This window comes from Methylohalobius crimeensis 10Ki, from assembly GCF_000421465.1.
Classification (GTDB): domain Bacteria; phylum Pseudomonadota; class Gammaproteobacteria; order Methylococcales; family Methylothermaceae; genus Methylohalobius; species Methylohalobius crimeensis.
In genome coordinates this window covers 894241-914584 of the sequence record NZ_ATXB01000001.1, presented here as the reverse complement: position 1 = coordinate 914584, position 20344 = coordinate 894241, and the positions used below count along the sequence as shown (strand labels likewise).

The 20344-nt window shown below is 59.6% G+C and carries 18 protein-coding genes and 1 other RNA gene; 6 read left to right on the top strand and 13 right to left on the bottom strand.

Features of this window, described 5'->3' with window-relative positions; all coding sequences use genetic code 11:
• Nucleotides 1–100: 100 nt before the first annotated feature.
• From cmk to orn, 9 genes are all read right to left on the bottom strand, one after another.
• The gene (gene cmk / locus H035_RS0104770; RefSeq protein ID WP_022947857.1) at nt 101–763 is read right to left on the bottom strand and encodes a (d)CMP kinase; all 663 of its coding nucleotides are present in this window, start codon (nt 761–763) and stop codon (nt 101–103) included.
• On the bottom strand, nt 756–2075 hold the full coding sequence (gene aroA / locus H035_RS0104765; protein WP_026596276.1) for a 3-phosphoshikimate 1-carboxyvinyltransferase: 1320 nt from the start codon (nt 2073–2075) through the stop codon (nt 756–758). Before aroA ends, cmk begins: the two co-directional genes overlap by 8 nt.
• Complete coding sequence (locus H035_RS0104760) at nt 2072–2947, bottom strand: prephenate dehydrogenase (RefSeq protein ID WP_026596275.1); 876 nt, start codon at nt 2945–2947, stop codon at nt 2072–2074. The genes aroA and H035_RS0104760 overlap by 4 nt, the downstream gene beginning before the upstream one ends.
• A complete protein-coding gene (gene hisC, locus H035_RS0104755; RefSeq protein WP_022947856.1) occupies nt 2940–4070 on the bottom strand; it encodes a histidinol-phosphate transaminase in 1131 nt (376 codons plus the stop codon). The genes H035_RS0104760 and hisC overlap by 8 nt, the downstream gene beginning before the upstream one ends.
• A 15-nt stretch (nt 4071–4085) precedes the next feature.
• Nucleotides 4086–5171: a prephenate dehydratase gene (gene pheA, locus H035_RS0104750; RefSeq protein ID WP_022947855.1), complete on the bottom strand. Its 1086-nt coding sequence runs from the start codon at nt 5169–5171 to the stop codon at nt 4086–4088.
• Nucleotides 5172–5298: 127 nt separating this feature from the next.
• Complete coding sequence (locus H035_RS0104745; RefSeq protein ID WP_022947854.1) at nt 5299–6474, bottom strand: 3-phosphoglycerate dehydrogenase family protein; 1176 nt, start codon at nt 6472–6474, stop codon at nt 5299–5301.
• Nucleotides 6467–7543, bottom strand: coding sequence for a 3-phosphoserine/phosphohydroxythreonine transaminase (gene serC, locus H035_RS0104740; protein ID WP_022947853.1), 1077 nt, complete (start codon nt 7541–7543; stop codon nt 6467–6469). The genes H035_RS0104745 and serC overlap by 8 nt, the downstream gene beginning before the upstream one ends.
• 4 nt (nt 7544–7547) lie before the next feature.
• Complete coding sequence (gene gyrA, locus H035_RS18205) at nt 7548–10085, bottom strand: DNA gyrase subunit A (RefSeq protein WP_022947852.1); 2538 nt, start codon at nt 10083–10085, stop codon at nt 7548–7550.
• A gap of 138 nt (nt 10086–10223) precedes the next feature.
• Complete coding sequence (orn, locus tag H035_RS0104730; protein ID WP_022947851.1) at nt 10224–10769, bottom strand: oligoribonuclease; 546 nt, start codon at nt 10767–10769, stop codon at nt 10224–10226.
• Nucleotides 10770–10857: 88 nt separating this feature from the next.
• On the opposite strand from orn, the gene H035_RS0104725 reads away from it, so the two are divergent.
• Both H035_RS0104725 and rsgA read left to right on the top strand, forming a co-directional pair.
• Nucleotides 10858–12111 carry a M48 family metallopeptidase gene (locus H035_RS0104725; protein ID WP_022947850.1) on the top strand — a complete coding sequence of 418 codons (1254 nt, stop codon included), beginning with the start codon at nt 10858–10860 and terminating at the stop codon, nt 12109–12111.
• A complete protein-coding gene (rsgA, locus tag H035_RS0104720; protein WP_022947849.1) occupies nt 12108–13031 on the top strand; it encodes a ribosome small subunit-dependent GTPase A in 924 nt (307 codons plus the stop codon). Before H035_RS0104725 ends, rsgA begins: the two co-directional genes overlap by 4 nt.
• Here rsgA and recR read toward each other — a convergent pair.
• The 4 genes from recR to ffs form a co-directional block, all read right to left on the bottom strand.
• The gene (gene recR, locus H035_RS0104715) at nt 13028–13624 is read right to left on the bottom strand and encodes a recombination mediator RecR (protein WP_022947848.1); all 597 of its coding nucleotides are present in this window, start codon (nt 13622–13624) and stop codon (nt 13028–13030) included. The two genes, rsgA and recR, sit on opposite strands and share 4 nt — an antisense overlap.
• Before the next feature lie 71 nt (nt 13625–13695).
• Nucleotides 13696–14022, bottom strand: coding sequence for a YbaB/EbfC family nucleoid-associated protein (locus H035_RS0104710; RefSeq protein WP_022947847.1), 327 nt, complete (start codon nt 14020–14022; stop codon nt 13696–13698).
• Between the two features lie 22 nt (nt 14023–14044).
• On the bottom strand, nt 14045–15646 hold the full coding sequence (gene dnaX, locus H035_RS0104705) for a DNA polymerase III subunit gamma/tau (RefSeq protein ID WP_026596272.1): 1602 nt from the start codon (nt 15644–15646) through the stop codon (nt 14045–14047).
• A gap of 30 nt (nt 15647–15676) precedes the next feature.
• Nucleotides 15677–15773: signal recognition particle sRNA small type (ffs, locus tag H035_RS21220), an RNA gene on the bottom strand.
• 280 nt (nt 15774–16053) lie between these two features.
• Between ffs and H035_RS0104700 the strand changes: the two genes are divergently transcribed.
• From H035_RS0104700 to H035_RS0104685, 4 genes are all read left to right on the top strand, one after another.
• Nucleotides 16054–17250, top strand: coding sequence for an ABC transporter substrate-binding protein (locus tag H035_RS0104700; protein WP_235044541.1), 1197 nt, complete (start codon nt 16054–16056; stop codon nt 17248–17250).
• Nucleotides 17247–18113: a carbohydrate ABC transporter permease gene (locus H035_RS0104695; RefSeq protein WP_022947844.1), complete on the top strand. Its 867-nt coding sequence runs from the start codon at nt 17247–17249 to the stop codon at nt 18111–18113. Before H035_RS0104700 ends, H035_RS0104695 begins: the two co-directional genes overlap by 4 nt.
• On the top strand, nt 18110–18946 hold the full coding sequence (locus H035_RS0104690; protein ID WP_022947843.1) for a carbohydrate ABC transporter permease: 837 nt from the start codon (nt 18110–18112) through the stop codon (nt 18944–18946). Before H035_RS0104695 ends, H035_RS0104690 begins: the two co-directional genes overlap by 4 nt.
• 172 nt (nt 18947–19118) lie before the next feature.
• Entirely contained in the window at nt 19119–20264 is a 1146-nt protein-coding gene (locus H035_RS0104685) for an ABC transporter ATP-binding protein (RefSeq protein WP_022947842.1), read from the top strand.
• The last annotated feature ends 80 nt before the right edge of the window (nt 20265–20344 follow it).

Here is a 20344-nt window from a genome sequence, read left to right as displayed (position 1 = left end):
ACGCCCCGCTCACGCCGGGCTACAAAAAACGATCGATTCGTTCTGATTAAACTTCACCGCCGATTAAACAACCGCGGCACCTCAAATTATCTCCGGTATCTCAAGGCAACAACGCCAGGACCCGGTCGACCACCTCTTCCACCGACAAGGCGGATGAGTCGATCTCGACCGCGCCCTTTGCCGCCACCAACGGTGCCTCCTTGCGCTCCCGGTCACGCCGATCCCTTTCTTCCAAGTCCTTGATTATTTGATCAAGATTAACATCTAAACCCTGGCCTTTCAACTGAAGAAAACGGCGCCTGGCCCGCTCCTCGGGCGTCGCGGTCAAAAATACCTTATAGGAAGCCTCGGGGAACACCACCGTGCCCATGTCGCGGCCGTCGGCCACCAAGCCCGGCGATTTTCGAAATGCCCGTTGTTTTTCCAGCAATGCCCGGCGCACCGCGGGAAATGCGGCGATTTTCGAGGCCACCCGGCCGCATTCCTCGGTATACAGGGAATCGGTCACATCCCGGCCGTCCAATTGGATTTGGACGTCTTCATCGCAGATAAATTCCAAATCCATTTCCGAAGCGACCCGGGCGACCGCCTGTTCATCCCCGGTATCCGTGCCCCGGGTCATCACCGCCCGAGCCAGGGCACGATAGATGGCACCGCTGTCGAGAAAATGCCAACCTAAACGCTTGGCGATGGTCCGGCTGACCGTCCCCTTGCCCGCGCCGCTGGGCCCGTCGATGGTAAGCACCGGAATCGGATCAGGCATGCCGTACCACCTCCACATTCAAACCCAAGCGGCGGGCGAGTTCGGTAAAACCGGGAAACGAAGTATTGACGTTGGCGCAATCGTCGATTTCAATGGGACCGGAGGCGCGCAGGGCGGCGATGGCAAACGCCATGGCAATGCGATGATCGCCGTGGGAGGCCACTCGGCCGCTGCCGATTCGACCGCCGCGGACGATCATTCCGTCCGGCGTGGGGCAGGCGTCGATACCCAACGCGCCCAGGCCATCCGCCATGACCTGGATGCGATCGCTCTCCTTGACCCGGAGCTCCGCCGCGCCGGTCAGGACGGTTTCCCCCTCGGCGCAAGCCGCGGCGACGAACAGCACCGGAAACTCGTCGATGGCCAAGGGCACCAGCTTCTCCGGAATTTGAATCCCTCGAAGAGGCCGGGAGACCACCTTGAGATCGGCCACCGGCTCTCCTCCCACCATGCGTGAATCGAGCACTTCGATTTTGGCCCCCATCAGGCGCAGGATATCGATCACCCCGGTCCGGGTGGGATTGATCCCCACGTGCTCCAGAACCAACTCCGAATCCGGCGCGATGCTCGCCCCCACCAGAAAAAACGCCGCCGAGGAAATATCGGTCGGGACATCCAGCTCGGTGGCGGTCAGTTTGCCGCCGCCTTGCAGAGTGACCCGGCTGCCCTCCCGGCGTAACGGATAACCGAATCCCGCCAGCATGCGCTCGGTGTGGTCCCGGGTCGGGGCGGGCTCTTCCACGGAAGTTTCCCCTTGTGCATACAGACCGGCCAACAGCAAAGCCGATTTGACCTGGGCGCTGGCCACCGGCAGGCGGTAATCGATGCCGTGCAGCGACTGCTTCCCGAAAATCCGGATCGGAGCGGTACCTTCGGCGGTGGTTTCGATTGTCGCCCCCATTCGCCGTAAAGGCTCGGTGACCCGCCGCATGGGACGGCGCGAAAGGGAAGCATCGCCGGTCAGGACCGAATCGAACGGCTGACCGCTCAACAAGCCGCACAACAGTCGCATGGACGTGCCGGAATTGCCCAAATTCAAAGGTTCCGACGGCGCCTTGAGGCCGTGCATTCCCGCCCCGTGGATGGTCATTCGGCCGTCCACCGGGCCTTCGACGGTCACACCCATTTGCCGAAAAGCCCCTAAGGTCGCCAAGGCGTCTTCCGCCTCCAGAAAACCGCTCACCCGGGTAACGCCCTCGGCGATCGAGCCCAGCATCACCGAACGATGGGAGATGGACTTGTCGCCGGGCACCCGCGCCCGCCCTCGGAGCGCTCCCCCCGGCGCCGCTACGTAATCGATTTTCATGGTCATGATGTGTCCCTGTATCGGTCCAAAAAACGCTGCCGGGCCGATCTGGCTTCGGCAAAATAATGCAGTATCGCCGACCGGTCACCGCCTTCCAACAGATGTCCGAAATCGTGCAATTCGCCCTCGAAACGGCGCAGCAAAGCCGTAATCTCCGCGGCATTGGCCAGGCAGATATCCGCCCACATATCGGCATCGCTGGAGGCGATGCGGGTGAAATCCTTAAACCCTCCGGCGGCGTATTGGAAGATTTCGTCTTTTTCGTCTTTACGGCCGAGCAGATGCGTCAGCGCATAAGCGACCACATGGGGCAGATGGCTGGTGGCCGCCAGGACATGGTCGTGATGGGTCACGCTCATATCGTGCACTTCCGCTCCCAGCGCCTGCCAAAAACCGCGCACCCTTTCCAGCATGCGCACGTCGGTTTCCGGCACCGGCGTCAATATCAGCCGTTTGCTCTCGAACAGATCGCCGAGCGCCGCTTCGACCCCGCTGAGCTCCCGGCCGGCGATGGGATGGGCGGGAACGAAATTGGCCGGCATCTTCCCGAATACGTGCTCCGCGGCACGGACCACATTGGTTTTGGTGCTGCCCACGTCGGTATAGAAAGCTTGTGTTGACCAGACCGGGGCCAACGCTTCGAAAACCGCCTGAACCTTTCCCACCGGGGTGGCGATGACCACCCCGTCGGCCTTGTATACGCCCTCGGCCGCCGTCTGAAATCCTACGTCGATGGCACCCAGCGCTTTCGCCTGACGCAGAGTCCCGGGATCTCGGTCCACGCCCACAATTTCCCGCGCCAAGCCTTTCGACCGGGCGGCCAGGGCGACGGAACCGCCGATCAGGCCGACGCCGATAATGCACAGCCGATCAAGCACCGGTCAATACTCGATCCAGCGCTTCGATAAAAACGCCGTTTTCCGCTCGGGTGCCCACGGATACGCGCAAATGATCGGGCAAAGCGTAACCGGCCAAAGGTCTGACGATCACGCCTTCGCGCAGCAAGGCGTCGAAAACCGGACCGGCGTCCCGGCCCACATCCACGGTCACGAAATTTCCCGCCGAGGGAATAAACGCCAATCCTCGAGCCCGGAAGGCTTCGGTTAACTGGGCAAGGCCCGCCCGGTTCATCTCCCGGCTCGATTGCAAATACGCCTCGTCGTCCAGCGCCGCTTCGGCCGCCGCCAGCGCAAGGCTATTTACGTTGAACGGTTGACGGACGCGATTCAACAGATCGGCCACTTCGGGACGGGAAATCCCGTAACCGACCCGAAACCCCGCCAAACCGTAGGCTTTGGAGAAAGTGCGCGTAATAATCAGATTGGGAAAGCGGTCGAGCCAAGGCAGGGTATCTGGATAATCGTTCCCCTCGGCGTATTCGAAATAGGCCTCGTCCAACACCGCGATCACCCGTTCCGGCAGGGCCTCGAGAAAATCCTCCAACTCGTCCGCGCCGACCCAGGAGCCGGTGGGATTGTTGGGATTGGCGATGAACACGACCGAGGTGTCCTCCGCCACGCGCGCCAACATGCCCGCCAGATCGTGGCCGTAACGGGGACCGCGGCTGCCGTCGTGGGCCGGAGCGATACGCGCCGCCGCCCCCACCGCCTGGGTGGAAATGGGATATACCGCAAACGCATGTTGCGCAAAAACCGCACTCCGCCCGGGGCCCAAAAAAGCCCGGGCGACTAGATCGAGCACATCGTTGGAACCGTTGCCCAGCGTGATCTGGGCCATTTCCACCCCCAGCCTGGCCGCCAGTTTCTGCTTCAACTTGAAACCGTTTCCATCGGGATAACGGGCACTCTCGGAAAGCGCCATTTGTACGGCTGAGAGCGCACCGGGACTGGGTCCCAAAGGGTTTTCGTTGGATGCCAATTTGACGATGCGCGCAGGGTCCAACCCCAACTCTCGCGCCAATTCCTCGATCGGCTTGCCGGGCTGATAAGGCGTCAAGCCCGTTACCGGCTGCATCGCCAAGGCAGCAAAATCACACGACATGGGAATACCTCAAATTCAAATCACCGCCCTCGGATAAGACCCCAGCCACTTCACCATCTGCGCCCGTTCCTCCAGCGCCGTCAATGCTTCGGTCACGCGCACATCGTCACGGTGGCCTTCGATATCGATGAAGAACACATATTCCCACATGCCTTGCCGACTGGGACGCGATTCGATCTTGCTCATGCTGATTCGGTGGTCGGCGAAGGGTTGCAACAAGCGGTACAAAGCGCCGGGCGCATTGCGCGTGGAAACCACCAGGGAAGTCTTGTCGTCCCCGGTGGGGCCGACGGGTTGTTTACCGATGACCAAAAAGCGAGTGGTGTTATCGGGGTCGTCCTCGATACTGGATTCGAGCACATCGAGCTCGTACAGCCGGGCAGCCACTTCGCCGGCGATGGCGGCGCTATTGGGAACAATCGCCGCGAGCCGGGCACCCTCGGCGTTGCTGCTGACCGGGGTACGCTTGGCGTGGGGCAGGAAACGGTCGAGCCATTCTCGGCACTGGGCGAGGGATTGTTGATGGGAAAATACTTCTTCGATCGCCTGCAACTCGGCGCGACGACTCATCAGATTATGGTGAATGCGCAGCACCACCTCGCCCGAGATCAGCAAGGAAGTGTTGAGAAAGCTGTCGAGGGTATGGGTGACCACCCCTTCGGTGGAATTTTCCACCGGCACCACGCCGTAGCCGCAAGCACCGCCCGCCACTGCCCGGAAAATCTCATCCACGGCCGGCAGCGGCAAGGCCGCGATGGCCTGACCGAAATGCTTGTAGGCCGCCTGCTGGGTGAAGGTGCCCTCCGGTCCCAAAAAAGCCACCTGAAGCGGCTTTTCCAAGGCCAGGCAGGCGGACATGATTTCGCGGAAAATCCGTACCGCCACATCATCGTCCAAGGGCCCCGGATTTTTCGCTTTGATCCGACGCAGCACCTCCGCTTCCCGGTCGGGCCGATAGAAACAGTCGTCGTCGCCGGCAGCCCTTTTCACTTCCGCCACTTGCAGGGCCAGCTCGGCGCGTTCGTTGAGCAAGCGCAGCAGTTCCGCATCGATGGCGTCGATTCGGCGACGCAGCTCCCTTAATTTGTCCCCCGTTTTCATTCGCTGCTCTAGGAATTGTCGACATTCGCAGGTAGCACCGGAGAGGGCGTTCCGGAACGTCCTCCCCGGCTCTCACCATGAACGCTGGATTTACTCAATGTCTACACCCTAACTGTGACAAAAAATTTTATTTTATCACCCGCGCCGAAAGCACGCCCTCGAGCGATTGGATGCGATGCACGACTTGCGGATCCACCGGTCCTTCCGCGTCGATGAGGGAATAGGCCGCCTCGCCTTTGGATTTATTCAAAAGCTCCAGAATATTGATCTCGGCTTCTCCCAGACACGCGGAGATTTTGCTCACCATCGCCGGGATATTGGCGTGGGGAATGGCGATGCGGGTGGTATCGGGGGCGCGCGGCAGGATCACTTCGGGGAAATTGACCGAATGGCGAATGTTGCCGTTTTCCAGATAATCCCGGACTTGGTCGGCCACCATCACCGCACAATTTTCTTCCGCCTCGTTCGTGGAAGCGCCGAGATGAGGCAAGGCGATCACTTTGGGATGATCTTTCAGCCGAGCGGAAGGAAAATCGGTCACATAGGCGTGCAGCCAGCCGCTATCCAGCGCTTCGAGCAAAGCCTCCTCGTCCACCAGTTCGCCGCGGGAGAAATTCAGCAAGACCGCGCCTTGCTTCATTTTGCGCAAGCGCTCGGCATCGATGGAATGGCGGGTTTGGTCCGTCAGGGGGATATGCAGGGTGATGAAATCGCAGATGGAGAGCAACTCATCCAGGCTGGACGATTGAATCACCGAGGACGACAACTGCCAGGCCCGCTCCACGGTGACGTAGGGATCGTGGCCGCTGACATACATGCCCAGAGCCAAGGCCTTATTGGCGACCCGCACGCCGATCGCGCCCAAACCGACCACGCCGAGCATCTTGCCGCTCAACTCGAAGCCACGGAAGCGTTTTTTGCCCGCTTCCACCTGCCGGTGGAGAGTTTCGTCCCCGCCTTCCAGGTTCCGGACGTATTCCCACGCCTGGCAGATATTGCGGGAGGCCAGCAGCATCCCCGCCAACACCAACTCCTTGACCGCATTGGCGTTGGCGCCCGGGGTGTTGAACACCACGATGCCGCGCTGGGTGCATTTCGCCACCGGGATGTTATTGACTCCGGCCCCGGCGCGACCGATCGCCTTGAGCGCCTCCGGCAAGGGTTCCCCGTGGAGTTTGTGGGAACGAAGAATGATGGCGTCGGGGTGCTGGATCTCCGAAGCCACTTCGTATTTTTCCCGGGGGAAACGCTCCAGCCCGGTGACGGCGATATTGTTGTAGGTGCGGACTTTGTAATCAGCCATAACGTCGTTCAAACTCCTGCATGAAATCCACCAGCGCCTTGACTCCCTCGATGGGCATGGCGTTATAAATACTTGCGCGCATCCCCCCGACCGAGCGATGGCCTTTGAGATTCACCAGCCCCCGCTCCGAGGCTTCCTTCAAGAAGGTCGCATCCAACGCCGGATCGGCCAGGGTGAACGGCACATTCATCCGCGAGCGGTAACGGGGATCGACCGGGTTGCGATAAAAGTCCGAGGCTTCGATCGCTCCATAAAGCAATTCTGATTTCTCGATATTGCGCCGTTCGATGGCCACCAAGCCGCCCTGTTCCCGCAACCATTCCAGGACCAATCCCACCAGATACCAGTTATAGGTGGGCGGGGTATTGAGCATGGAACCGGCTTCGACTTGTTTGCGGTAATCCCATATGGAAGGGGTGCCGGGCAGGGGATCGCGCAACAGGTCTTTGCGCACGATCACCACGACAATACCGGCTGGCCCCATATTTTTCTGGGCGCCGGCGTAGATCAGCCCGAAACGGTTCACCGCCACGGGGCGCGACAAGAAATCGGAGGACATATCCGTCACCAACGGACAATCCGCTTCCGGGACGAAGGGGAACTCCACTCCGCCAATGGTTTCGTTGGTGGTGTAATGGAGATAGACGCCTTCGGGATCGACCCTCCAGGATGCCGGATCGGGAATCGTGGTGAAATTTTCCGCCTCGCCGGTGGCGGCGATGCGAACCTCGCCATACTGCTTGGCTTCCGCCGCGGCCTTCTTGGACCAGGAACCGGTTACCACGTAATTCATCTTGCGCTTATCGTCCAGCAGGTTCATGGGGATGGCGGCGAATTGGCCGGTCGCCCCGCCCTGCAGGAAAAGACAATGATAATCTTCCGAAACGCCCAGCAACTCGCGCAAATCGGCTTCGGCGGTTTCCGCGATTTGCTTGAAATGGGGGCCGCGGTGGCTCATTTCCATCACCGACATGCCGCTTCCCCGCCAATCCAGCATTTCCTCCCGCGCCCGGACAAGTACCGCTTCCGGCAATACCGCTGGCCCCGCGCTGAAATTGTACACTCTCATGGTTTTATTGTTCCTCCAGCAAACTTTCGATTCGATCCACGCCCACCAACTTCTCGCTTTTGCTCAGGCGAATGATGCGCACCCCTTGCGTATTACGCCCCAACACCGAGATCTCGCTGACCCGGGTGCGCACCAGCGTACCGCCGGTGGTGATCAACATAATTTCATCGTCATCCTGAACCAGCACCGCCGCCACCAAGGCGCCGTTGCGCTCGGAAGCCTGGATTGCGATCACCCCCTGGCCGCCGCGTTTGTGACGGGGAAATTCGTCCAAGCGGGTGCGCTTGCCGTACCCTTTCTCGGTCACGGTCAGCACCGTGCCTTCGGTTCCGATGAGCAGCGCGATCACTTTTTGTCCTTCCGGCAACTTCATTCCGCGCACACCGCCGGCGGTGCGCCCCATGGAACGCACCTCGGACTCGTTGAAGCAAATCGCCTTGCCGCCGCTCGAAAACAGCATCACGTCCTGCTTGCCGTCGGTCAGGGTGGCCTTGACCAACACATCCTTGGGCTTGAGGTCGATGGCGATCTTGCCGTTGCTGCGCAAATGCTCGAATTCCTCCAGCGGCGTCTTTTTGACCACGCCCGCGGCGGTGGCCATGAAGATGAAGGCCCCGGCGGAAAAATCGCGCACCGCGAGCACCGCGTTGATCCGCTCCGCTTTCTCCAGGGGAAGCAGATTCACGATGGGCTTGCCGCGCGAGATGCGGCTCGCCATGGGCAGTTCGTAGACCTTCAATCCGTACACTTTGCCCAAGCTGGAAAAGCATAACAGTGTGTCGTGGGTGTTCGCGATATGGAGCCTTTCGATGAAATCGGCTTCCTTGGTGGCGGTCGCGGATTTGCCCTTGCCCCCGCGCCGTTGGGCCTGGTAGACCGACAAGGGCTGAGCCTTGATGTAGCCGGCGTGGGTCAGGGTGACCACCACGTCTTCCTCGCTGATCAAATCCTCCACCGACAGGCTGCGCTGCTCCTGAAGAATTTCAGTGCGCCGCTCATCCCCGAATTGATCGCGCAGGGCGACCAATTCTTCACGAATCACTTCCAACAGACGCCGGTCGCTCCCCAGAATCTCCAGCAGCTCGTCGATCTTGTCCAGCAAGCTCTGGTATTCGTCGATGATCTTGTCCTGCTCCAAGCCGGTCAGGCGGTGCAGGCGCAGATCCAGAATCGCCTGGGCCTGGACCGGAGACAAGCGGTAACCATTCTCGGCCAGGCCGAAGCCTTCCGCCAAATCCTCCGGCCGGGTACGCGCCGCGTCGGCGCGCTCCAGGTAGGAACCCACGACTCCCGGCGACCATACCCGCGCCAACAATTGTTCCTTGGCCTCCTTGGGGCTGGGCGCGGCCTTGATCAGGGCGATGATTTCGTCGATGTTGGCCAAAGCCACCGCCAGGCCTTCCAAGATATGCACCCGCTCGCGGGCCTTGCGCAACTCGTACAGGGTCCGCCGGGTCACCACTTCCCGCCGGTGGTCGACAAAGGCCTCCAGCACTTCCTTCAAATTCAAGCATCGCGGCCGCCCGTCCACCAGGGCCACCATGTTGATCCCGAAGACGTTCTGCAGCTGGGTGTGTTGATAAAGATTGTTCAAAATCACATCGGGATGCTCGCCGCGCTTGAGCTCCACCACCATTCGCATGCCGTCCTTGTCGGATTCGTCGCGCAAGCCGGAAATGCCTTCCAGCTTGCCTTCCTTCACCAGCCCCGCAATTTTCTCGATCAGCCGGGCCTTGTTGACCTGATAGGGCAATTCGGTCACGACAATGCTCTGGCGGCCGCTGTCCTTGCTGGTCTCCACATGGGAGCAGGCCCGAAGATATATACGGCCGCGCCCGGTGGTGTAGGCCTGGCGAATTCCCTGGGCACCGTTGATCACCGCGCCGGTCGGAAAATCCGGCCCGGGAATATGGCCTATCAACTGCGTGACGGTGATCTCCGGCTGCTCGATCAAGGCCAAAACCCCGTTGATGACTTCGACCAGGTTATGGGGCGGAATATTGGTCGCCATGCCTACCGCGATGCCGGCCGAACCGTTGATCAAAAGATTGGGGAGCTTGGCCGGAAGCACTTCCGGCTCTTTTTCGGATTCATCGTAGTTGGGAACGAAATCGACGGTTTCCTTGTCCAGATCGGCGAGTAGCTCGTGGGCGATGCGGGCCATACGAATTTCCGTATACCGCATGGCCGCCGGCGGATCTCCGTCCACGGAGCCGAAATTGCCTTGCCCGTCCACCAACAGGTAGCGCATGGAAAACGGCTGGGCGATGCGCACGATGGTGTCGTAAACGGCGGCATCTCCGTGGGGATGATATTTACCGATCACGTCCCCTACTACGCGGGCCGATTTTTTGTACGACTTGTTCCAATCGTTACCCAGTTCGTGCATGGCGTACAAAACGCGCCGATGAACCGGCTTGAGGCCGTCTCGAACATCGGGCAGCGCCCTACCTACGATCACGCTCATGGCGTAATCCAGGTAGGATTGTTTCATCTCATCTTCGAGATTGACGGGAAGAATTTCTTTGGCGATTTCGGACATGGCAGTGTTGTTCCGCTACCGCAGGGGCGAATGTTTATTCGCTCCTGCGGGGGCATTGATTAATTTCTGTTGATAAATTTTGTAATTATATCATCCCATTGCCGGAAAGATGCGACTAAACAAAGCGCATTTTCTCCGTCAAGCTTTGATGAAGTTATTCCGGTAGTATTTCAGTTCCTCGATGGACTCAAGAATGTCCGCCAGGGCCTCGTGGGCGTTCCGCTTCTTGAATCCCTGCTTGAGATGGGGCGCCCATAGCCCGGCCAATTCCTTGAGCGTGGAAACATCCAGATTACGATAATGGAAATAGGCTTCCAGTTGCGGCATCGCCCGATACAAAAAACGTCGATCCTGGCAAATACTGTTGCCGCACATGGGGGATTCCCCCGGCGGCACCCATTGCTTCAGAAATTCCAGCGTCTGAATCTCGGCCTCGCGCTCGTTCACCCCGACTCGACGCACCCGGTCGATAAGTCCCGATTCGCCATGATGCTTCTGATTCCAACTATCCATCGTCGCCAGGACGGCCTCCGGCTGCCGAACCGCCAATACCGGCCCGGTGGCCAATACATTCAAATGCTTGTCCGTAACGACAGTGGCGATTTCGATGATGACGTCCCGATCCGGATCCAGACCGGTCATCTCCAAATCGATCCAGATCAGGTTGTCTTTGGGGTGGGTCATACAATTATTTCCAGGCTGAGATTATTGTCAGATACAGCCGCAAAGGCTAAGCTGTTCTGTCAGTTTTTGCAAAGTCGACCGTCTATTCATGAATAGCTTCACGATCATTTTTCTGCTCGCTTTGACCGTATCCTTCGCCGTTGAAATCTGGCTTGCCCGGCGTCATGCGCGCCATGTGAGCGCCCACCGCGACCAGGTTCCGGAGGCGTTTCAAGAGGCCATCAGTCTTAGCGCTCATCAAAAGGCCGCCGATTATACGTTGGCCAAGCTCAAAATCCAGAATGCCGGCCGACTGCTCAACGCGGTCTTGCTGCTCGTCTTTACCGTGGGCGGCGGCATCGCGGCCCTCGATCGCGGATGGATGCAGTTCGAGCTCGGCCCCGTCACCCACGGCATCCTGCTGATCCTGTCGGTGATGTTTTTGACGGCGGTGGCGGAACTACCGCTCTCCCTTTATCAGACATTCGGGGTGGAGGAAAAATTCGACTTCAACCGTACCACGCCCCTGCGATTCATCAAGGATTTAGGCCTTCAGACGGTTTTGGCATTGGCCATCGGCGCTCCCCTTCTGGGAATCGTTTTATGGGTCATGGACAGTACCGGCCGCTGGTGGTGGCTGCTCGCCTGGGCGATTTTGATGGCTTTCTCCCTCTTGATGAGCTGGGCCTACCCCACCTTGATTGCCCCTCTGTTCAACCAATTCACTCCCCTGGAAGATCAAACCCTCAAGGCCCGCATCCAACGATTGCTGGAACGCTGCGGCTTTCACAGCAAAGGGATTTTCGTGATGGACGGCTCCACTCGATCCGGCCACGGCAACGCCTATTTCACCGGGCTCGGCAGCAATAAGCGGATCGTGTTTTTCGACACTTTGATGGAAGCTCTGAAACCGGAAGAACTGGAAGCGGTGCTGGCTCACGAACTGGGACATTTCAAGCGCCGCCACGTGATTAAAATGCTGATGACCAGCGCCCTCTTGAGTCTGTTCGGCTTCGCCCTCCTCGGCTGGCTGGCCGAGCAACCGACATTTTACCAAGGACTGGGCGTGCCGAGGGCCACCCACGCCGCAGCTCTTCTGCTATTCATGCTGATCATGCCGGTATTCACCGTCTTCCTGCAGCCCTTGATCGCGGGTATTCAACGCAAATACGAATTCGAGGCGGACGAATTCGCCGCCTCCATGACCCAACCTCAGCCGCTGATCCGCTCGCTGGTGAAGCTCTATCGCGACAACGCCGCCACCCTGACCCCGGACCCCTTATACGCGGCCTTCCACTACAGCCATCCCCCGGCGGCGATTCGGATCGAGCATTTAAAGGCGACGCAAAAGACTTCCGGATGACCCGCGCTCCGAAGATCCGCCCACGCATGAATCCGCCCCGCACCGGTCGAGTGGTCGCCCATTTCGGCAAGAAGTGGGCGGTGGAGGAAGAAGCGGGACGGATTTACCTTTGCCATCCTTTGCGCCGCAGCCAAGAGCCTTGCGTCGGCGATCGGGTTCACTGGGAAGCCGCCGACGCCCAACACGGCCGCATCCTCGAGGTTCTGCCTCGGGACACCCTCCTCACCCGCCCCGGCCGCGGCGGCAAAACGCGTCCGGCGGCGGCCAATGTCTCCCAGGTTCTGGTGGTTCTGGCGCCCGAACCTCCCTACGATTTACTGCTCGTGGATCAATACCTGGTGGTGAATGAAAACCGGGGCATCGATACCCGCCTGCTTTTCAACAAGTCGGACTTGCTCACGAAAGCGTCACGAAGAGGCGTAGATGCGAATCTGGCGCCTTATCGCGACCTGTATCCGCTTTTATTTATCAGCGCCGAAACCGGTGAAGGTATGGAAACTCTCAAGGCCACTTTAAAAGACAAGATCTCCATGCTGGCCGGCCAGTCGGGAGTAGGGAAATCCTCCCTCTTGAAAAATTTGCTCCCCGACTTGGATGTTCGCATCGGCGGCTTATCCGACGGCACCCGGCGTGGCCGCCACACCACCACCAGCGCCATGCTGTTTCATCTGCCGGGCGGCGGCGATCTCATCGACACCCCGGGCGTGGCGATCTTCGGCTTGGCCGATATCGATTCCCGCCAATTGGCCGAGGGCTACAAGGAATTCCGGCCCTTCATTTCTTACTGCCGGTTCAACGATTGCCGGCATGTGGACGATTTGGGATGCGCGGTCAGAGAGGGCGTGGAAAAAGGAGAGATCAGCAGAGCACGCTACCGGCGCTATTTGAAATTGCTGGAAAAACTGCCCCGGATATCTTAAACCACCCGTCGACCTTGAAACGCGTGTACCAACGTGTTGGCGTCGAGATACTCCAACTCGCCGCCGACCGGCACCCCGTAGGCGATGCGGCTGACCGATATCTCGAAGCGGCGAGCCAAATCGGCGATGTAATAAGCGCTGGCCTCCCCCTCCACGGTGGAGTTGGTCGCCAGAATCAACTCCTTTACCTCTCCCTCGGCCAAGCGCTTCTCCAGCAAGTCCAATCCCAGCTCTTCCGGACCGATGCCGTCCAAAGGCGATAGCCGTCCGTGGAGGACGAAATACAGACCTTTATATACCGTGGCCCGATCGATCGCGAACACGTCGGCGGGCGTTTCGACCACGCACAACTGGGACCGGTCGCGGCCCGGATCGGCGCAAATCCGGCAGGTTTCCAGTTCGGTGAGCGTCCGGCAGGAACGACAACGGCGAATTTTCTTCAATGCCTCGTCCAGGCGCTCCACCAAGCGCCGGGCACCTTCATGGTCGTGCTGCAGGAGGTGGAACGCCATGCGTTGAGCGGATTTTGGACCGACCCCGGGCAGACAGCGGAGCGCCTGCATGAGTCGCTGGAGACAATCGCCTCGCTCCATGCCGAAATCAGGTGCTATTGATATTCGCGGCGCTTGAATTATGCCGAAACAAATCCATATCGACCTATGGCCTAAAACGGCAAATTCATCCCGCCGGGCAATTGGAAACCGCCGGCCAGCTCTCCCATTTTCTCTTCCTTGAGCTTGGCTACCTTGTGGACCGCATCGTTGACCGCCGCCGCGGTCAAATCTTCCAGAATTTCCTTGTCCTCTTCCTTGATCAAGCTGGGATCGATGGCCAAGCGCAACACCTCGCGCTGGCCGTTCATCACCACCTTGACCAAGCCGCCACCAGCCTCTCCCTGCACTTCCGCCTTGGCCAACTCTTCCTGAGCTTGCTTGAATTTTTCCTGCATTTCTTGAGCCTGTTGCATCAAGGCTCCCAATGGGTTTTTCATCCGCACATCCTCCAAATGACTGTTACTTCACCGGCTTCACCGTACCCGGCACGACCCGGGCGTCGAAGGTTTCCATCAAGGTCCGAACCGTCTCGTCCTCGGCGATGGCCTTTTCCGCCGCGGCCAACTCTTCTTCCTGGCGCCGCCGATGCAGCATCGCCGGCGTCTCGCTACCGCTTCGGCCGACTTGAATCTCCAGTTTCACCGACTGCTTAAGGACCGCCTGCAAAGCTTGCTCCAACCGCGCATGCCAGCGGTCGTTCTTCAAATGCTCGAAACCTTCGTCCAGCATCAACACACAGCGGCGATCGTCCAAATGCTGCATCACGCAGTGATGGGCCAACTCTTTGGCCATGCCGGACAAACGCATGCGCTCCAGCAAAGCGGCCCATTCCAATGATCCAGCGCCCTCCAAGGCGGGCGGGTCTTCCGCCGGAACGGCTTGCTCCCGGGTTTCGACCTCAGAGGTCGGTACCGAATTCCCCGCCTTCCGGCCCGGGGAAGCCGAAGCCTTCGGCGCCGGCACACGCTGCTCCGCCACTTCCATCGGCCGAAACGCAAGCATTCGTAAAAGAATCATCTCCAAGCCGGTGCGCGGATCCGGTGCCCAGGGCAAATCCTTTTGCCCCATCAAGCCGATCTGATAGTACAACTGCACATCCTCGGGTGACAGCGCTTCCGCTTGGGCCAGAATCCACTTCCGTTCCTCGTCTTGATCGGCGGTTTCCGGTAATTGCTGGGCCAAGGCGATTCGATGGAACAAACTCAACAACGCTTTCAACACTTCGGCAAAATCCGGAGCCGCCTCTGAAAGTCGGATCACCTCGGCCATCACGGCCTGCGCATCTCCCGACACCAGCGCTTCCACCATTCCCTTGAGGGAATGCCGGGCCACGCCGCCCAACATGCCTTCCACATCCGCCGCCCGGACTCGACCGCCCCCGTAGGCGATGGCCTGATCCAGCAGGCTCAAGGCATCGCGGAGACTGCCTTCGGCCGCACGGGCCAACAAGTGCAGCGCTTCCCCGTCGAAATCCAACGCCTCGGCTTCCAGCACCTGAGTCATACGCGATTCGATCTGATCCGCAGGCAGCTTTTTCAAGTTGAACTGGAGACAGCGCGACAGCACGGTCACCGGGACTTTTTGCGGATCGGTGGTGGCAAGCAGGAATTTGATGTGCGGCGGGGGCTCTTCCAGAGTCTTTAACAAGGCGTTGAAACTGTGCCCGGAGAGCATATGCACTTCGTCGATCAGGTAGATCTTGTAACGCCCCCGGCTGGGAGCGTACTGAGCGTTTTCCAGCAACTCGCGGGTATCTTCCACTCGGGTGCGGGAAGCGGCATCCACTTCGATGAGGTCGACGAAACGCCCCTCGTCCACCGCCAGGCAGATCTCGCAGCGACAGCAAGGTTCGCCGTCCAGGGGCTGCTCGCAGTTGAGCGCCTTGGCCAAAATCCGGGCAATGGTGGTCTTGCCCACGCCGCGGGTGCCGGTGAACAAATAGGCGTGATGCATGCGGTCGTGCGCCAACGCGTTGCGGAGCGCCCGGACCACATGGGACTGCCCTGTGATCTCGGAAAAGCGGCGCGGCCGCCACTTGCGGGCCAGGGCTTGATAGCTCATGGGGAAATCTTTAAATATTAGGGCGGCAAGCCGCACCAGCCACACCCCGGCACACGAGTCGGCTGCTACCGTTGCTCCCTTCCGGGCCTGGCGGGGTTTACAGCCTATCGTTGCGAGGGGACCGACACGGCCCACCATCAATCGTTCCTCCCGGCATGCCGTGCCGGGAAACACCCTATTATCCCGATCTGATTTCCGCATTGCAAGTTCGACAAAGAACCGCCAAGTCACCACTGAAACGTAGCCGTATTCCATGCCAGCGGAAAAAAGCCTATCATCCTTCTTCAAAGGCCGAAGTCGGCGGACGATCCGTGAGGATATAAAGGACCGACCCCATGAAAGCCGAAAATTCTTTTGCGTTTAACCCAACCGGTCCGCTCATCGCAATGTTTGCGATATGGATAACGTTGAACGGATGCACGTCACCCGACAAATCGACCCTTCCCCGGCTTCGCTGGTACGTGTTCGACGAACCGTCGGGGACTTTCGCCGAGGCGGCCAAACATTGCTCGTCAGCCTCCGGCGGGGCATACCAGATCAAGCTCGTCCCGCTGCCGGCCGATGCCGATCAGCAACGGGAACAATTGGTGCGGCGCCTGGCGGCGAGCGATTCCGATATCGACATCATCGGCATGGATGTCATCTGGACGGCGGAATTCGCCCAGGCCGGCTGGATCTTGCCCTGGACCGCCGACAAGGCCGCAACGGCGAGGCAAGGACGTCTCCAGCCTTCCATCCTAAGCGCGACTTATCAAGGCAGACTTTGGGCGGCGCCTTTTACCGCCAACGCCCAATTGCTTTGGTACCGGAAAGACCGAATCGAGCATCCGCCCCGAACCTGGAACGAGATGATCCGCATGGCGGAGGCTTTCGGAGAGGAGGGAGCAGTGTTGGCCCAAGGCGAACGCTACGAAGGCTTGACCGTCTTTTTCACCTCGCTGCTCGCTTCCGCCGGTGGATCGGTTCTGGATGAAACCGGTCGGCACGTTGCACTTGCTCAACGCCCCACCCGGCAGGCGTTGGCGATCATGCAACGGCTCGCCGACTCACCCGCCTCCGACCCCGCCTTGTCCACCGCCCGCGAGGATCAAGCGCGATTGAGATTCGAGACCGGGAAGGCGGTCTTCATGATCAACTACCCCTTCGTCTGGCCGAGCGCCAATCAGAATGCGCCCGAGGTGGCCGTCCACATGGGCTGGGCGCGCTGGCCCGGGGTGACAGAAGACAGACCCAGCCGGGTGGCCATCGGCGGTATCAACCTCGGTATCGGCGCCTATTCCCGCCATCCCGAACTCGCTTTTCGCGCAGCCACTTGTCTCGCCGGACAAGCGCATCAAAGAATGGCGGCGATTCGCGCTGGCTTGCCGCCGACGATCGAAGCCCTCTACGACGCCCCCGAAGTCAGGGCGAAACTCCCATTCGCCGATTTGCTGCGGGCTACCCTCAAAGACGCAGTGCAACGCCCCCCGACTCCGCTTTACAATGACATTTCCCTGGCCATCAGCCGCACCCTGCATCCGATGAAGGCGATCGTCCCCGATCGAGACATTAAACGCCTGCGCGCGGCGGTGCGCCGCGCCTTGCGCTCGGAGGGACTGTTGTGAATCGGCAGCAGCGGCTGGGATGGTGGCTTTGTCTACCGGCGGTCGGTGCAATGCTGCTGGTGACCGCCTACCCTCTCGCCTACGCCTTCTGGTTGTCTCTCTACCGCTACGATTTACGTTTTCCGGAGCAACGGGCATTCGTCGGCGGGGCCAACTATGCCAGCGTGTTGACCTCGGAAGTGTGGTGGCAAGCGCTGGCCAATACCGTCCTGATTACCGCGGGCTCGGTGATGATGGAATTGATGCTGGGATTCGCCCTGGCGCTGCTCATGCATCGCACCCTGTTTGCACGGCGCACCGTACGCACCGCCATTCTCGTCCCCTACGGCATCATTACGGTGGTCGCCGCCTTGGCCTGGAAATTCGCGTTCGATCCCACCACCGGATTTATCAACGCCTTGCTTAACTTGGACCAACCCTGGCTGAACGAACGCTGGTCGGCGTTTTGCGTGATCATCGCCACCGAAGTCTGGAAAACCACGCCTTTTATGGCCCTGCTGCTGATGGCGGGACTAACCTTGGTACCCCAGGACTTGCTGCAAGCGGCGCGAGTGGACGGCGCATCCAGAATCCAGCGCTTTTTTCAAATCACCCTGCCCTTAATGAAACCGGCGGTGGCGGTGGCGTTGCTGTTTCGCACCCTGGACGCTTTCCGCATCTTCGACACCGTGTTCGTCCAGACCCGCGGCGCCCACGGCACGGAGACGGTTTCCATCGTCGCCTACCATACCCTGATCGCGCGCCTCAATCTGGGCTTGGGTTCGGCGGTGTCGGTATTGATCTTCGCCGGCGTCAGTTTAATCGCCATCGGCTTTATCAAAGGCTTCAAAGCCCCGCTCATACACCGGGAGGACTCCCAATGACTTCCGAATCCAACGCCCTGGAGCGGATATTTTGGATTTTCGGCAGCCTGATCGTTATCGTCTACGCGCTGATTCCGGTCGCCTGGATCTTGTCGCTCTCCCTCAAGCCCCCCGCCGATCTGAATGATCGGCGTTTTATCCCCAACTCGATCACCTTCGAGCATTATCGAGCCATCTTTCAAGACCTCCAGTTTCCGCATGCCCTCTGGAACTCCCTGGGCATCGCGTTCCTGTCCACGCTGCTGGCGGTCGTTCTCGGGGCGATGGCCGCCTATGCCATCGTACGGCTGGACTTTCCGGGCAAACGGGTGGTCCTCGCCGGCGCCCTGGCCATCGCCATGTTTCCGCCTATTTCTATCATCGGACCGCTGTTCGAAATGTGGCGAGCGATCGGCCTTTTCGATACGTGGCCGGGACTCATGCTGCCTTATATGACTTTCACCCTCCCCCTGTCGATTTGGACTTTGTCGGCATTTTTCCGCGACGTTCCTTGGGATCTGGAAAAAGCGGCGCGGATCGATGGAGCCACCCGCCTCCAGGCTTTCACGCATGTAATCGCTCCCATTGCAGCCCCCGGCGCGGTCGCGGCGGGGCTTTTGATTTTCATCTTCGCCTGGAACGACTTTTTGTTCGCCATTTCCCTGACATCGACCAACAAGGCGCGCACGGTCCCCGTCGCCATCGCCTTTTTCACCGGCAGCTCGCGGTTCGAACTGCCCACCGGTTCCATCGCCGCCGCCTCGGTCGTGGTGACCGCCCCCATCATCCTTCTGGTCCTGATCTTTCAACGCTGGCTCGTCACCGGCCTCACCGCCGGAGCGATCAAAGGGTAAATGGGGTTATATTGCATCATTCCACATTCAAGATCCGGTAAGTCCCCGCCGGGACACGCTGTAAATACCTCCGTGTACGCTCGAATCGCAGCATCCCTGCTGCGAACGGCCCCGGCGGGGACTTACCGGATCTCAGCCTCCTCATCAAATAAAACATCAACCAAATACGGATATGGCGGAAATCCAACTTGAAGGCATCACCAAGCGCTTTGCCGACGGCACCGAGGCGGTGAAAAATGTCAGCTTCACCATCCGGGACGGTGAATTTTTCATTCTGGTGGGACCCTCGGGGTGCGGCAAATCCACGTTGCTGAACATGATCGTAGGTTTGGAACGGATCTCCGAGGGAAGACTTTTACTGAACGGCCGCTGCATCAACGACCTCGACCCCAAGGATCGCAACATGGCCATGGTCTTCCAAAGCTACGCCATCTATCCTCACATGACGGTGCGCCGGAACATGGCGTTTCCCCTGAAGATGGCGAAACGATCGAAGGCGGAAATCGAAAGACGGGTGGAGGAGGTAGCGCGCATTCTGGAGCTGACCGAATTGCTCGAGCGCAAGCCGGCCAATCTGTCCGGCGGTCAACGCCAACGAGTGGCCATGGGCCGGGCCATGGTCCGAGATCCCGAAGCGTTTCTGCTGGACGAACCCTTGTCCAACCTGGACGCGAGGCTGCGCGTCCAGATGCGCACCGAAATCGCGCGCCTGCAGAAACAGCTTGGCACCACCATGGTATATGTCACCCACGATCAAACCGAGGCCATGACCCTGGGCGAACGGATCGCCGTCTTGGAGCGGGGCGAAGTACAACAAATCGGCACCCCGAGAGATCTTTACGAGCGTCCGGCAAACCGCTTCGTTGCCGGATTCATCGGTTCGCCCACCATGAACTTTCTGCCCGCAACAATCGAAAATGGCCGTCTCCAGTTGCCGATGGTCGAATTGGAACTGCCCGACTGCTTCCGGAAACATCGACCACCGATTCAAGGCCCCGTGATTGCCGGCATCCGACCGGAGCATCTTTTAAGCACGCCGCCCCGGGATAAATCGAGTCCAAGTTTCCGGCTCCCGGTGGAGCTGGTCGAGTGGCTGGGTGCCGATTTGTTCGTCCATTTACCCTTAAGCGTGGACCGCCGCCCGCCGCACGAAACCCGGCTCCCGGAAATCGGTCAAAGCTTCAAGTTCTATTTGATCGCCCGACTCGACGCATCCATTCAAGTAAATAAAAGCCAGCCCATCGAATTATGGCTGGCTCCCGACAAACTGCATTTGTTCGACGTCCATACGGGCGACCGCCTGATCGCCTCCGCATGACGACCGAGCTTTTTTGCTAGGCGGCGCTGCCGTTAGACGATTCCAGCGCTCATTGAGAGCTGGAGAGCGCGTTCTCTCCG

Coding starts and splice junctions, on each gene's coding strand:
- cmk (WP_022947857.1), bottom strand. CDS start 763: ATGCCTGATCCGATTCCGGTGCTTACCATCGACGGGCCCAGCGGCGCG.
- aroA (WP_026596276.1), bottom strand. CDS start 2,075: ATGACCATGAAAATCGATTACGTAGCGGCGCCGGGGGGAGCGCTCCGA.
- hisC (WP_022947856.1), bottom strand. CDS start 4,070: ATGTCGTGTGATTTTGCTGCCTTGGCGATGCAGCCGGTAACGGGCTTG.
- pheA (WP_022947855.1), bottom strand. CDS start 5,171: ATGAAAACGGGGGACAAATTAAGGGAGCTGCGTCGCCGAATCGACGCC.
- H035_RS0104745 (WP_022947854.1), bottom strand. CDS start 6,474: ATGGCTGATTACAAAGTCCGCACCTACAACAATATCGCCGTCACCGGG.
- serC (WP_022947853.1), bottom strand. CDS start 7,543: ATGAGAGTGTACAATTTCAGCGCGGGGCCAGCGGTATTGCCGGAAGCG.
- gyrA (WP_022947852.1), bottom strand. CDS start 10,085: ATGTCCGAAATCGCCAAAGAAATTCTTCCCGTCAATCTCGAAGATGAG.
- orn (WP_022947851.1), bottom strand. CDS start 10,769: ATGACCCACCCCAAAGACAACCTGATCTGGATCGATTTGGAGATGACC.
- H035_RS0104725 (WP_022947850.1), top strand. CDS start 10,858: ATGAATAGCTTCACGATCATTTTTCTGCTCGCTTTGACCGTATCCTTC.
- rsgA (WP_022947849.1), top strand. CDS start 12,108: ATGACCCGCGCTCCGAAGATCCGCCCACGCATGAATCCGCCCCGCACC.
- recR (WP_022947848.1), bottom strand. CDS start 13,624: ATGGAGCGAGGCGATTGTCTCCAGCGACTCATGCAGGCGCTCCGCTGT.
- H035_RS0104710 (WP_022947847.1), bottom strand. CDS start 14,022: ATGAAAAACCCATTGGGAGCCTTGATGCAACAGGCTCAAGAAATGCAG.
- dnaX (WP_026596272.1), bottom strand. CDS start 15,646: ATGAGCTATCAAGCCCTGGCCCGCAAGTGGCGGCCGCGCCGCTTTTCC.
- H035_RS0104690 (WP_022947843.1), top strand. CDS start 18,110: ATGACTTCCGAATCCAACGCCCTGGAGCGGATATTTTGGATTTTCGGC.
- H035_RS0104685 (WP_022947842.1), top strand. CDS start 19,119: ATGGCGGAAATCCAACTTGAAGGCATCACCAAGCGCTTTGCCGACGGC.